The following is a 13,117-nucleotide window of genomic DNA, read 5'->3' as shown; positions in this document are numbered from 1 at the left end:
GATCACCGAATTTCTCGACCGGTTTGATATCTCCAGCGACGTCCATAGACAATTCCAAGTTTATCCATGCGTTTGCGCAAGGTGCTGGGATGCACACCCAACGCTTCTGCTGCCCCTCCGGGCCCATGTATCTTTCCTCGGCATAAATCGATGGCCATTTTGATGTGAGTTGTGATTACGTCGTCCAGTGAGGCAACTTTAGCGTCCCTTTTTCCCTGGGCGCCGTCCAGGTCCCATAAGGATTCTTTTGCTGGAGAATGTTTCAGGATTTTTTCAACATGCTTTTCAACCAATTGTTTTAGGTAGGTTTCCCCCTGTCTGCTGGAGAGGTAAGGGCCCAGGTCCCGGGGCAAATAGGCATCCAGTTTTATGGGACCTTTAGGGTCGAGGGTCAGTGCTCTTTCGATTAGATTCTTGAGTTCTCGAATGTTGCCTGGCCAGGAGTAGGCTTGTAACCGCTCGATGGTCCCGTGGGCCAGTTTGAGTTCATTGGATAGTTTTAACCGCCTGGCAGCGTCCCCCATGAAATGCCTGACCAATATAGCGATATCCTGGGAACGCTCGCGCAGCGGTGGGATATTCACCGGGAAGACATTTAGCCGGTAGAAAAGATCCTCTCTGAAACGACCGTCTTGAAGCATGCCTTCCAGGTTACGATGGGTGGCGGCGATTACACGGACATCGACCGGGATCGATTTGCTGCTGCCGACACGGTCAACAATTCCATTCTGGAGCACACGCAGCAGTCGCACCTGGGCCTGGGGCGGCAGTTCGCCGATCTCATCGAGAAACAGGGTCCCGCCGTCCGCCTGTTCGAAGCGCCCCGGGCGGCTTGTATCGGCTCCGGTGAAGGCCCCTTTTTCGTATCCGAACAGCTCGCTGTCCACCAGGGAGTCAGGAATGGCCCCGCAATTGACCTTGACATAGGGCGCATCGCTTCGTGGAGAGATGCGTTGAACGGTATCGGCAATCAGTTCTTTGCCGGTTCCGGTTTCACCCAGGATGAGTACGGGAATCTCCTTTCCGGCCAACTGCCCCACCATTTCCATGGTCTCACGCAATCCTCCCTTTGCGCCGACGATGGCGCTTTCTTTCAGCAGACTGACCTCACCGGCCAGCCGGCGGCGTTGTTCATCCAATCGGGACTGAAGCTCAACCGTGCGCCGGTATTGCAGCATATTGAGCATGGCTAGGCTGATGGGCGGGACCATCAAACGCAATTTATGTTCGTGGATGTCTTTAAAACAATTGGTTTTTGTTCCGATGAGGCATAAATGCCCGACGATTTCATCGCCCGAGGATAATAACGCTATCAAGTAAGCGCGATCTTTGTAGGGCAGAAATTCGCTGATCGCACGGTTGTGCCGTCCGGCAACCGGACGCTCGTTACAGCGCGGCAAATTCAAAATATCGGGATGAAATTCAATGTGATTCAGTTGCTGCACCCCGTCTTCTGATAAGGGGATCGTTTCATCCAATGCATAGAAACGCTCTTGGGTCACCAGAAACAACAGATGCAGGGCTCTTAAACGGGGAGCAAAGGTGTGCAGCGTCATCGCGTCGACGGGAAAATGCCGGGACAGAAAATCAAAGGTGGCCCGAAGAGATTTGGACAGATCCAGACTGCTGGAGATGTTGAGGACTACCTGACGAAAAAAGGAATAATCGTCCTGAACGGATATCGATTCAAAGGAATGGCTGACAAACGTTTCCATGGGACAAATTTACACACTATCTGCCGATAATTGTCAAGTTTTCCAACTAATTGTTTCACATATAGATCTTTATTGTTTCCAACTTTTTGAAATATTTAATAATATAAGGCATGGCACGTTGCTTGTATTTTTTATTGACGGCAACGCATTCCACACAAAATTCAGGACTAAAAGCTATGCTAAACACAATGATCGGTATGACGATAGTAGGGCTGTTCATCCAAGCACTGATCGGGTTGGGTTTCCTGGTATCCAGCCTGTTTGAGAGGGAAATGCGGGCGTCCCTTGTCGGGCTTATCCAATTTCTGGTGATGGCGGGCGCTTTTATCGTATACGCATATCTGGCGTGTATCGGTTTTTTACATACGACGCCAGAGCGCGCTATTGCAGCGGGTATTTTCATAATGGGTGTGCTGATGATTGGTGTGATGATCAAACACGATCCCCCCAACAAACGTGCCCTGGCCGGTAGCAAAGGTTATGCTTCAGGTCAAATCCATCGATTCGATGAACGGGACCATGTCTTTGCCCGCAATCGTTCTGTTGTCCCCGACACGGAGCAATATCACACTTATTATGCATCACACCCGGAGTATGAGGAATATGATGCCCGGCGACGATCAAAAGGAGGACCCACCGGCCCGATGGGTAAAATCGATTATCCGCAATCGGGATTTGAAGTTGCCATGGCCTCGGCGTGCTTGAGTATCCCCCATCATCTATCCCAACCCGGCATGTATCATCCGGAGCAACATCCTGCTGCCAAACAATTTGTTTTCTTTGAAAAAAACTTTTCACCCGGGGAAGCCACGCAACGGATAAAAGGCTTCACCAGACAGCTCGGCGCGGATTTAGTGGGGATCGCAAAACTCGATCCGGACTGGGTCTATGCCAAAAGGGGTGAGATTTTCAGCCAGAACTGGGAAGACTGGGGACAACCCATTGAGCTGACCCATCAATATGCAGTCGTTTTTGCAGAAGAAATGGACATCCATATGACTCAGACGGCTCCGCACATGCCCACGCTCGTGGAGAGCATGCGCAATTATGCCAAGGGTGCATTCATTTCGACTCAACTGGCGGCGTTCATTGCCAACCTGGGGTATTCGGCCACGGCAAACCACTTGCGCCATTACGACATTATTTTGCCTCCGGTTGCGGTGGATGCGGGTCTGGGGGAAATCAACCGCATGGGATATTTGATGACCAAGGAGTTCGGCCCACGCGTTCGATTGGGGGCCGTGACAACAGACATGCCTTTGATTCCGGATAAACCGGTAGACTTGGGCATTCAGTCCTTTTGCCGATTATGCAAAAAATGCGCAGCGTGCTGCCCCTCTCAAGCCATTCCCAAAGATGACGAATACACGGAAACCAACGGCACGTTGCGATGGAAGTTGAATGCGGAACGCTGTTTCGACTACTGGGCCAAAGCCGGGACCGACTGCAATGTCTGCATGCGGGTCTGCCCCTGGAGCCATGAACGCACGTGGCCGCACCAATTGATCGTCTGGCTGACGCAGCGCAACCGGATCAACCAGCGCATTTTTACTTTTCTCGATGATGTCTTCTATGGTCACAAGCCGAAATCAAAAACGCACCAGTTCCAAAGGTAACTGCATTTGGGTTGTTCTTTTACCCTAATACTGCGAAGTCAATAGGCGCTATCTGTAATTGGGCCTGACCGACATTATGCCGGTGAATCTGTGCCTGTTTGGGGTGTTTCTATCCGGTATGTGGTACCAATTAATCGTTGACCAATGGTATACAAATGCTATGGTGACCGTTGCAAAAACTTGAGGGAGTCAGAACTTAGAGTGATATCCTGTCTTTCATCTATCATTTAAAATCGTGGCAAAGGGATCAATTTATCTATGATTAGAGAATTCAGAGGTAAGACACCACAGATCGCGGCCTCTGCATTTGTGGACGAAACAGCTGTCATCATTGGTGATGTGGAGATTGGTGAGTCAAGTAGTGTGTGGCCTGGTGCCGTCATTCGGGGCGACTTGGGAAAAATACGGATTGGGAAAGAAACAATCATCGAAGATAATTGTGTTATTCACTCCGGGGCACCAGGGTCAACAACCGGGGATGTCCGCATTGGAGATCGGGTCATCGTCGGCCATGGTGCCGTTTTAAATTGCAAATCTGTGGGAAACTATGTCCTCATCGGGATGAATTCTACGGTGATCCATGGTGTTAAAATCGGCAATTATTGTATTATCGGTGCGGCAACGTTGGTGGGAGATGGAAAGCTGATTCCGGATAATTCACTGGTTTTGGGAGTCCCCGGAAAAATTAAAGGGCCTCCCTCAGAAAAACAGATTTGGTGGATAAAACATGCGTATGAAGACTACAAAGATTTGCTACAAGCCGTAAAAGAAGAATAAATGGACACACTGCTGACCACCAAATTCCACATACCTCTTCTGCCTGATGACACCGTCACAAGACAACGCCTTTGCAACAAACTGTCATCAACGACCAGGATGTCCCTGATTTGCACACCAGCCGGATTCGGGAAAACCACCCTCGCCAGTGCCTGGATCAGCAGGCAAAGAGCCCTTGCAGCCTGGCTTTCACTGGATGAAAACGACAATGAGACACACCGCTTTTTCAGCTACCTGTTTACAGCCTTGGACCGCATTGAACCTGGTATTGCAAAAAAAGCGCTTGAGCTTTTGCAATCACCGAATCCATCCATAATTAAAATAGCGATCACACAACTGATCAACGACCTGGAACAGGCAGGCAAACCCTTCATCCTGGCCTTGGACGATTACTACCTGATCGACAATCAGGAGATCCATGCCGCCGTCAGTTTTCTAATCAACCACCAACCACAACATCTGCACCTGTTGATCATCAGTCGTACAGAACCCCCACTACCCATTGCCAAACTACGTGCTAAAAATCAGCTCAAAGAACTTGGCACTGAGGCGTTGCGTTTTAACATAGAAGAAGCCAGTGTCTTTCTCAACCGTTCCATGGCCTTGAACCTTACAGCAGAACAGATCGCCCGATTGGAGAAACATTCCGAAGGCTGGGTCACGGGATTGCAGCTTGCCGCCCTGTCCCTGAGGGATCTCCCGGATGCAAATGGTTTCATCGACAATCTGTCAGGCGAAAATCGTCATATAACCGATTATCTTGTCAGCGAAGTGATTGCCCTTCAAAACGAACCGATCCAGGAATTTTTGCTTCAGACATCGATTCTCAAACGGATGAATGCAGATATCTGCAACGATCTGCTTGGAATTACTGACAGCCGGCAGATTCTCGAGCAATTGGAAAAGGACAACCTGTTCATCTTCCCTCTGGACAATAACCGCTGCTGGTACCGCTATCACCAGCTATTTGTCCAAATGCTTAACAATCGCTTGCGCAATCGCAGCGAACAACAGGTCATCCGTCTTCACCGGCAAGCGGCAAACTGGCTCATGGACCACAGCATGTGGGAAGAGGCCATCGATCATGCACTGGAAGCAAAGGACTACGATCAGGTCATCAACCACCTGGAGGTGAATATCGACCGGATCATGGCCCGGGGACATTTCAACATTTATCTCAGATGGTTCAATAAGGTTCCCGCGGACTACCTTCCTCCGTCTCTATCCCTGCATCAACTGTTCTTTCTTCATGAAATGGGGGAATTTGACGCATTCGATCAATGCCTGCAGCGCATCGAGAAACAACTTGGCCCGCCGGTTGGCGGAAAACCAGGGGAAACATCTTCACAACATGGAATTTTTTCAGTCATCAAGGGGATTCGCTGTTCAGCATTTTTTGTCGTAGACGAAGCCAGGGAACATTTCCATAACGCCCTGGACATGCTCGCCGAAGAGCAACGCTTCTGGCGGATCATTGCCTTTGGCGGCTATGGATTCTGCCACCGGGTCAGCGGCAACCCCAGCGAGGCGATAAAGCATTACAAACAAGCCTCGTCCATGGCCCTGGAGGAAAATCTTGCTTTCTGCTTTTTTACATATTCGATCGCTTTGTCGAAACTCTATATGGACTATGGGCAACTCGAACAAGCCCTGCAGACCTGCCGAACACTTGTAAACTATAAAACATCCGACGGCAGGGAAGTTCCTTTTTCCGGCCTTGCCCATGTCGTTATGGGACAACTGCACTACCATTCCGGAAATCTGATTGAGGCGGAAAAACACCTCGAACACGGCCTGGAAAAGATCCTGAAAGACGGTGACGTCTTTTCCATCGTGGATGCGTACCTCTCTCTGGCCCAGTGCCTGCACAATCAAGGAAAACCGGACCAGAGCATAGAGACCATGGATGAAATGGGCGCCATCATTAACCACCTTTGGCCATCTCAGGCCGTGACCGTTATCGCGCAATCCTTTAAAGCCCTGATTCAAATATTGAGTGGCCGGCCGGACCAGGCCCGCCAATCACTTTTGGAAAGCAATCACCAGATCCTTGCCGGAAATAGATATCCTGATCTGTTTCCACTGAAGTTTCAGGGAATCTACCGAACCGGTCAACGCTCTTTGACGTTTTACTCAAATGCCATCCAATTCATCAGTGCCAAGCTTGCCGTGGAAACTCAAAGAGGGGAAGATGCACTTGCCCTGCTCAACGATCTCGTTTCAAAATTTGACGAAAAGACCAGTCTGCTGTTCCAGTCTGAAGTCCTGATTCAGGTGGCCCTGGCCCATCGCATCCTCGGCAATGAGAAACAGGCGCAGAAAAGCCTTAGAGAAGCCGTCGCTCTGGTTGCACCTGAAAACTACTGCCAGATATTTATAAGAGAGGGGCTTTTGATCTACAAACTGCTTAAACAGGTCGGCAGCCAACTCAACGGCAATGATCCGGAAACAGACCTTTTTGTTGCCCGGATACTGGCGAAAATTTCCGATGCCAATCACGCCGTTCATCCAGGCAAATCCCAGCACTCTCCTTTCGATCTGACCCCCCGTGAAGTTGAGGTTCTGAGCTTCCTGGCCAAAGGCGCAAGCTACACGGAAACAGCCGCACAACTGTTCGTTTCCGTCAACACCTTAAAAACACACGCCAAAAGAATCTACAGCAAACTGGAGGTCGGCAACCGGACCCAGGCCATCAATAAAGCCAAAGAACTCAATCTCATATCCCCTTCTTCATCCTGAGACAGAACCCCGCACATTTTCTGTACCCTGCCCATCACCCTTTTGGGTGATTTTCAAGTAAGCGGTCAAAATCACCCATAGGGGTGTTTTTTTCATACCCCTTTCCCCCTATTATCTGCAGCATGAGAAATCAACGCATGCAAATGTTTCGCAACCTAACAACTTTTTAAATTTTAATTGCCTAACGGAAAGGAATCAAAGGTGAAAACAAAGGTAATCGCCATTGCAATGTCGGCTGCATTTTTTATTTCAGGCGGTGGAGCGTATGCACAAACGGATGCAACCCAAAGCTCAAAAGTGTATCAGGTCGAAACGAGGCTGGATGATTATACGCGTCCGACCACTTTTACCGCTACAAAAGCGAAACCCGCAAATGGCGCTATCACAGAAAACATAGTTACCACCACTCAAAATATACTGAACAAAGAGGCCGTTTTCCTTAAAAAGGGTCTCGTAAAACCTGTTGGCGAAGATCAATTCAGCGCGTGGGAGCTTGTCAGTGATGAAGGTGGTTCGACCCATCACCAAACAGCCCCGAATCCTTTAACCTATTATGCGGCTGGCGCTTCTTCAAGCTTATTGACGCAAGTTGAACGAATGATACAGATCCTGGATTTAGATGTCGAAGATGTAAAAGTGGAATCAAAAATCTTTTTCAGATGGTCTGATCCCATGACCGGCAAATGGTCTGGCTACACGGATAAAGTGATCTCCAACATTCTCATAAAAAGCAGTGAACCACCGGATAAGATAAAAGAGCTGAAAGAGAAAGCGCTCAAGGCGTGGGCGGTTGGTGAGGGGCTGGCCAATAAAACCACAATCGATGTAGGCATTCTCATCAATGCGGATGACTGGGCCGGGCTGGAAGCGCGTCCTGGTAAAGTGGAATCAGCAATCTCTATCGATAATGGTCGCACGATCACCAATGTAACACCCGATCTGGACCTGCAAACAGTAGAAATCGAAGAAGATTACGCACTGGATATGCATAAATTCCCGAATCCGTTTACATTCAGTGAAATATCCATTGCTGAATCCGCACATGATGCGTCGCGACCCTATCTGCATAAAATCAGAGCCAAATCCCTAACGGAAAACTACGAGACATGGGAGCTTTATGCCGATGATAGTCGAGGATATGAGGGCATCGATAAAGCACCTACATCACGAGATTATTTTACTGTAGGCACTTCGTTTTGTCTGATGAGCCAGCTTACTGCAAATAGAATGTACGCCCAGAAACAGGGTATCAATATCGATGATTTCAGAGTTGAACACCAGTTTAACTATCAACAGGATAATTTTATGACACCAACCATGACCGGTCATCTTGATTATGTCATCACCAGAGTCATCGTGAAAAGCGGTGCAGCAAAAGAGGCACTGACGGATTATGCGAAACAAGCCCTTCGCATGTGTTTTGCTGGAGAAGGGGTCCAAAATGAAACTGAAATGGAAACAGGCCTTTATCTAAATGGAAAAATCGTCAAATAGGTTTAACTGACGAACCTGCCAGGCTTGCCGACAGAAAGAGCCCTGTTCTGTCGGCATGCTAAAGAAAATAGTCGAAAAGGACAAATATTATGATTTACGATCTGATTGTATTAGGCGCTGGACCGGCTGGAGCAGAAAGTGCAAAAGTTGCGGCAAAACAGGGGCTATCCGTAATATTGATTGAAAAAGAACACTTGGGTGGCACCTGCTCGAACAGAGGCTGTATGCCGACAAAAGCTTTTTATGTTGATTTGATGGAGCATTGTGCCTCTCCAAAAGACATGTGGAAAAAAAAAGAACAGCTTCTGCCTCTCCTTCGGCAGGGCATCTCCATGTGGATGGAAAAAGCAGGCGTTACTGTTCTGCACGGTTCTGCAACAATCATAAATGTTACAGGTGATATCAAAACCCTTGAAGTAACAAATAAAGATGGAAAAATGCTCGTTTCCGGCAGGAAATTAATGATCGCGACGGGCGCCCATTCCATAAAATTGGATTGTGATATTTCTCAGTTGCCTCCGAATGCCGTTATCGGCGGCGATCACGCCATCAATGATCCGGAGATTTGGGATCCGGAACGTAATCAATCTGTTAAAACAATCGCAATTACCGGTGCCGGAGTTATTGCTGTCGAGATGGCCGGCATGCTGAATGTGATGGGCAAAGAAGTTATTATGCTCAAGCATTCGGATCAAATATTACGACGCAATGATGAAGATATCAAAACAGAATTAAAGGCCCAAATCAAAAAAAGAGGCATTAAAGCCTTTGATCGTACATTCAGCACCCCAACGGACACCTATTTGACTAATTTTTATGTTCTTTAGGGGGCGGTAAACACGTCTGCAGTGACGCCCAGCGCCTTCAAATACTCCAGCTGGAATGATTTTAAAGGTTTTGCCAACTGCCTGTGGTTGCCGATGGTGATGACCATGATGGAAGTAAACTTGGTAGTCATCATGAAAGCGGTCGGTTTTCGGGTTTTCCGGCGAACCCAGCCGGGCAGTTCACAATCGTTGGTTTCGACATATTGGCGCATGGAACGCTCCATCAAGCGCCAAATCAAAAGAGAGATCAACAACACCAGACCCAATACTTCGATCCTACGGGCCTTCTTCAAAAAGATACTGTTTACGATGGCAGGATCTTTCAGAAAGCTGAAGTTTTGCTCAATACCAATTTGGCTTTTGTACAACGAAAGCAGCGCTTCGGCGGGCCAAGCCTCCTGCTGATCCAAAAGGTTGGTCAACAGGACAAAACAACCGGCTTCTTCCCTGATAGGGGCGACCTTGTCCGGGGCTTCGGTAACGGTTGTTGTCACACAATATTCATAGCGCAAGACCTTTCTGGGTTTGTCGAGGGCAGGCCGGCCGCGACCATATTTGGGCATTTCTTGAACATCCGCCTGAAGGTGGTGGTAACTGGCGTCGGATTGCCGGATCAGTCTGTCTGCCGCGGCCTGAGCATCTGCTCGGCAATAGTACACGGTATCCGTGACTTTCTTGCAGTCGGTGTCGAGTTTTTTGCGGTCCTGCTTAAGCATGCGGTCGATACGTTTGTGACGCCTTTTGTCATGAGCGCTGGAATGGACGACGATTGCCCGGTAGGGTTTCCCATAAAGCTCCACGGTACCGTCATAGGCCCGGTAGTGAGCAACGGGTCGATTGGGACGATCGTGTTCTTCAGCCAGAGGACCGATATCGATCCAGTCATCTTCGAGCACGGCTTCACGAATGATTCGGCTGCATTCGTTGTAGGTCGCCGGCAACCGGGATAAAAACCAAGTCTGGTCACTGCATTTGGCAAGATTGTTCTCGGTGACGAAGGCTGAATCGGCCACATAAACATAGGCTCCCGGCTCAAGCCCATGCTTGGCCATGTATTTCGAGATGTTGGTCAATAGTTCATTGTTCAAGGTCTTGTCCGAGGCGTTGCCGTGGGTGGTGGTACCCAAAATAGGGATGTTGCGGTCGACACACAGCATCGACACTAAAAACTGTTTGAGATCTGGACGTTTATCCTTGCTATAACCGTAGGTAATGTCAAAGGGCGGACCCGCCAGAACGAAATCACCGTAAACACTAACGGAAGTGGTGTCGAAGTGAAGCCGACGAGGATCGACGGCAAAGACGGTTAGGGCATTCTGTGCAATCTGAGAAAAGATCTTCTGGGTGCCGGTCTCGAAAATTTGATCCATGGATCGCCCAAGATTGTAATCGCAGAACCGTTCCGGTTCGATGTCACTGCCCAGGAGCAATGCCGTGTCTTTTTCTTCGAAGAACTCTGTCAATCGGTAAAGCGGGGTACGACCAGACAGCGTGTCGAGGACCATGGCGAATACCGCCATGCCTGGGCTCAATTCCATCTGTGAGTCGACCATTTGATCGATGGTTTCAACCAAACCGATTTTCTGAGCATATGCTTTGACGATGGGCAAATGCCTGGCATCGGTGATGGTCATATTTTCGGTATCGAACGGTGGCATCTGCCCCTCCTTTTTGAGCGCGATGGTAAAGGTTCGGGCAGTGTAGCAGCAACTACTTGAAATGTCTAGATATTTTTTATTTCATGTAAATACAATACGTTATATTTGATATGGTGTTGTTTTTGCTGAGTAATAAATTGTTTAAAACCTATGCGTAATGGGTGCGGAATGTAAGTTTGATTATTACAAAATAGATAAAATTGAGAAAAATGACCGGCTGCATATTTCCGGGAGATCAGAAGGCAAACCGGTTGATGTTGTTTGCGATAAAATCATCGTCGCCTCCAGTATGAAGCCCAATATTAAAGGCTATGGCCTCGAAGGTTCCGGAATCGACTTTTCAGAAAAAGGCATCATCGTCGACGAGAACATGAGAACCAATATAAATGGTGTTTATGCGGCAGGCGATTGCACCGGCGGGATGATGTTGGCCCACCTGGCTGAATACCAGGCCTTTTCAGCCGTCGAAAACATGACAGGAATCGGAACCTATTGTGTCGATCCGGATAAAGTACCTGCCTGCACCTTTTTCGACCCTCAGATCGCCGCAGTGGGCCTGACGGAAAAACAGGCCGATGAGCGTGGAGTTGAAATAGAGATCGGTAGAGCGTATTTTGTATTTAACGGCATGTCCCTGGCGATGAATAAAACGGATGGATTTATCAAGGTCATTGCCGACAAACAGTCCGGCCGCATTATCGGTGTTCATGTGATCGGTCCGGATGCAGCCAACCTTATTGCCGAAGCCACCCTGGCCGTTCAGAACAATATAACAGTAAAAGACGCGGCGTATACCATCCACCCGCATCCGACACTATCGGAAGCGTTCAGAGACGCATTGTTTGATATTCTGTAAAGCAGGTAGGGTCATTTGTATAGGTTCACGATCGAGCATTTAGAAGATTCGAAAGGAGGCGCTGTCGAATCAAACCCATTCATCTTTGAAACAAGACTTCACGAAAATATTTTCAGGATTGTAGAAATGATGAAGGGTAAAATGGAACTTGATGAGGATGACACAACCTCTTTTGCAGTTGGATTGAAATTATTCGGTGAGGTAATGCTGAAAAATCAAGATAATGAATTGTTCACGCAGTTCAAACCCCATTTCACCAATTTCATGAAAGAACTGAAAAGGTCATAGTAAATGAATTTAAAAGAAATACATTCAGCCATAGCTAAAATAGGGTGTTTATCCATTACAACGCTTGATGGAAGTACGATGCACAGCAGGATAATCAGCATCTGCGGCGGCGATGATGAGGGTATCTACTTTCTGACAATGAACGTAAAGCCATTCTATCGGCAACTTAAAAGCAATCCGCAGCTTTCCATGTGCGGCATATATCCATCAGGCAGAAGGGAAGGCAAAAACAAGGATGGGCAGCCCTATTGGCCGCCAGGCTTTTTCTTGCGAATTAATAGTGAAGCACGCGAGGTTCCTGACGATGAAGTAAAAGAAAAAGCAGCAGGCAGCGAGATTCATCGGTATGCCTTGGAAGAAGCAGCGCGTTATCCGGCAATGAAGCTTTTTTGTATATTCAGGGGAAAAGGTGAGCTGTTCGACTATGATTTCGAGATGGAGAACCGTGATCATAAGCTGCTACGTAAACGATTCGCCTTTGGTGGTGAGACTGTCAACGAGGCCGGGACGCGTATTGATCCAGACAAATGTATAGCGTGCGGGGAGTGTTATGAAGCATGCACCTTCAGTGCCATTGTGGAAGGTGAACCTTATAGAGTGCTTGGCGAACGTTGCGACGAATGCGGCAGTTGCATTGGTGTTTGCCCTGCAGAAGCGATTGAATGCTCAAAGACAATGTAGTGTACCTCCACATCATGCTCACAAAACTTGACCGCTTTTATATTGGACCACCCGGATGAACACTCTTCGAAGACCTCGTCATTGGTACCTCAATTCAAGCGACTCGTATCAAAAATTTTTCTCACAAAGCATTCAGTTCAGGATTATGCCCGGAGAATCGGGATCAGCACCAGCCATCTCAGAAACACCGCCAAAACGGTCACCGGATATGCACCGGGGCACATTATCCGTAAAAAGCTTGTCCTTGAGACGAAACGCTTACTATCCCATGGCAATGCAACCGTTGCTGAAATCGGATATCGTTTAAGCTTCAAAGATCAATCCTATTTCGGGCGGTTCTTTAAGCGCGAATCTGGCATGAATCCGGCTACCTACCGCCGGCAGATTCGAAAACAATACCAAGTTGTTCCGGCATAAATGTTACGTCTGCCAGCCGCGAATCCGCGGAAAGTACCAGAATATCCGC

General features: G+C 48.3%; 11 protein-coding genes. 9 read left to right on the top strand and 2 right to left on the bottom strand.

Annotated features, from left to right (window positions below):
* Positions 1-2: 2 nt before the first annotated feature.
* Positions 3-1,715 (bottom strand): sigma-54 interaction domain-containing protein, encoded by a 1,713-nt coding sequence (locus Dvar_RS17145; RefSeq protein ID WP_419662908.1) that lies wholly within the window; start codon positions 1,713-1,715, stop codon positions 3-5.
* A 176-nt stretch (positions 1,716-1,891) separates the two neighbouring features.
* On the opposite strand from Dvar_RS17145, the gene Dvar_RS17140 reads away from it, so the two are divergent.
* From Dvar_RS17140 to Dvar_RS17120, 5 genes are all read left to right on the top strand, one after another.
* On the top strand, positions 1,892-3,331 hold the full coding sequence (locus Dvar_RS17140; protein ID WP_419662907.1) for a reductive dehalogenase: 1,440 nt from the start codon (positions 1,892-1,894) through the stop codon (positions 3,329-3,331).
* Positions 3,332-3,589: 258 nt separating this feature from the next.
* Positions 3,590-4,108, top strand: a complete 519-nt coding sequence (locus Dvar_RS17135) for a gamma carbonic anhydrase family protein (protein WP_419662906.1) — start codon at positions 3,590-3,592, stop codon at positions 4,106-4,108.
* On the top strand, positions 4,109-6,847 hold the full coding sequence (locus tag Dvar_RS17130) for a LuxR C-terminal-related transcriptional regulator (RefSeq protein WP_419662905.1): 2,739 nt from the start codon (positions 4,109-4,111) through the stop codon (positions 6,845-6,847).
* Positions 6,848-7,048: 201 nt separating this feature from the next.
* On the top strand, positions 7,049-8,341 hold the full coding sequence (locus Dvar_RS17125; RefSeq protein ID WP_419662904.1) for an OsmC family protein: 1,293 nt from the start codon (positions 7,049-7,051) through the stop codon (positions 8,339-8,341).
* An 89-nt stretch (positions 8,342-8,430) separates the two neighbouring features.
* Complete coding sequence (locus Dvar_RS17120) at positions 8,431-9,168, top strand: FAD-dependent oxidoreductase (RefSeq protein WP_419662903.1); 738 nt, start codon at positions 8,431-8,433, stop codon at positions 9,166-9,168.
* Here Dvar_RS17120 and Dvar_RS17115 read toward each other — a convergent pair.
* Entirely contained in the window at positions 9,165-10,826 is a 1,662-nt protein-coding gene (locus Dvar_RS17115; RefSeq protein WP_419660074.1) for an IS1634 family transposase, read from the bottom strand. The two genes, Dvar_RS17120 and Dvar_RS17115, sit on opposite strands and share 4 nt — an antisense overlap.
* Before the next feature lie 157 nt (positions 10,827-10,983).
* Here Dvar_RS17115 and Dvar_RS17110 point away from each other — a divergent pair, with 157 nt between their 5' ends.
* From Dvar_RS17110 to Dvar_RS17095, 4 genes are read left to right on the top strand one after another with little or no spacing between them, the layout of a single operon-like run.
* Complete coding sequence (locus tag Dvar_RS17110) at positions 10,984-11,682, top strand: FAD-dependent oxidoreductase (protein WP_419662902.1); 699 nt, start codon at positions 10,984-10,986, stop codon at positions 11,680-11,682.
* Between the two features lie 15 nt (positions 11,683-11,697).
* On the top strand, positions 11,698-11,970 hold the full coding sequence (locus tag Dvar_RS17105) for a DUF3861 domain-containing protein (protein ID WP_419662901.1): 273 nt from the start codon (positions 11,698-11,700) through the stop codon (positions 11,968-11,970).
* A gap of 3 nt (positions 11,971-11,973) precedes the next feature.
* Positions 11,974-12,651, top strand: coding sequence for a 4Fe-4S binding protein (locus Dvar_RS17100; RefSeq protein ID WP_419662900.1), 678 nt, complete (start codon positions 11,974-11,976; stop codon positions 12,649-12,651).
* Between the two features lie 27 nt (positions 12,652-12,678).
* Positions 12,679-13,068, top strand: a complete 390-nt coding sequence (locus tag Dvar_RS17095; protein ID WP_419662899.1) for a helix-turn-helix domain-containing protein — start codon at positions 12,679-12,681, stop codon at positions 13,066-13,068.
* Positions 13,069-13,117: the final 49 nt, after the last annotated feature.

It is taken from the genome of Desulfosarcina variabilis str. Montpellier, from assembly GCF_048565275.1.
In the GTDB taxonomy this organism is placed as follows: domain Bacteria; phylum Desulfobacterota; class Desulfobacteria; order Desulfobacterales; family Desulfosarcinaceae; genus Desulfosarcina; species Desulfosarcina variabilis.
This window is presented reverse-complemented; position numbering and strand designations above follow the sequence as displayed.